At 62.2% G+C, this 497-nt stretch carries 1 pseudogene; it reads right to left on the bottom strand.

What is annotated here, in order from left to right:
* A pseudogene (locus ACFHWW_RS34195) lies at positions 1 to 441 on the bottom strand (hypothetical protein); the annotation flags it as partial.
* Positions 442 to 497: the final 56 nt, after the last annotated feature.

Genomic DNA, 497 nt, shown 5'->3' with positions numbered 1-497 from the left:
GGTCAGCGCCTCGCGGGCAAGATCAGCCAGTTGTCGCACCACGTCTTCCGGGTCACGGCCGCGATTAGGCTGGCTGAAAAAGGCGCGATAGCGTGGAGTGCTGGACAGATCGAGCGCGAGCGCGCCCAGCCCGTCGTCGCTGATCTCAAGGCCGAGAGCGCCGCCGCCCTCGGGATTGAGCTCAAGACCACGGCCGGGCCGGCCGACAGCGCCGTCCAGCCGAACGCCCACGTCACGCAGCAGGCCGCGTTCTATCAATTCGCCGATAAGGCTGGAGACCGTTGAAGGGTTGAGGCCGGTTTCCTCGGATACCTTGGCCCGCGATCGCAGACCGCCCTTAACAACGTTATTGAGAACGAGGCTAATATTGTGCCGCCGTACCGTTTTCTGGTCGGCAGGTTGCGCCTGGGTGCTGATGGGCGGGTTCTTGGTCACTGCCATGTGTTCGATCCTGCAACTTCCAATTCGTGGAGCTTCATAACAATTTGCGAGGGTGG

Source organism: Sinorhizobium sp. P24N7 (assembly GCF_042436655.1).
Classification (GTDB): Bacteria; Pseudomonadota; Alphaproteobacteria; order Rhizobiales; family Rhizobiaceae; genus Sinorhizobium; species Sinorhizobium meliloti_A.
Note: the sequence above shows the minus strand (reverse complement) of the source record. Positions and strands in the feature narration are given on the sequence as shown.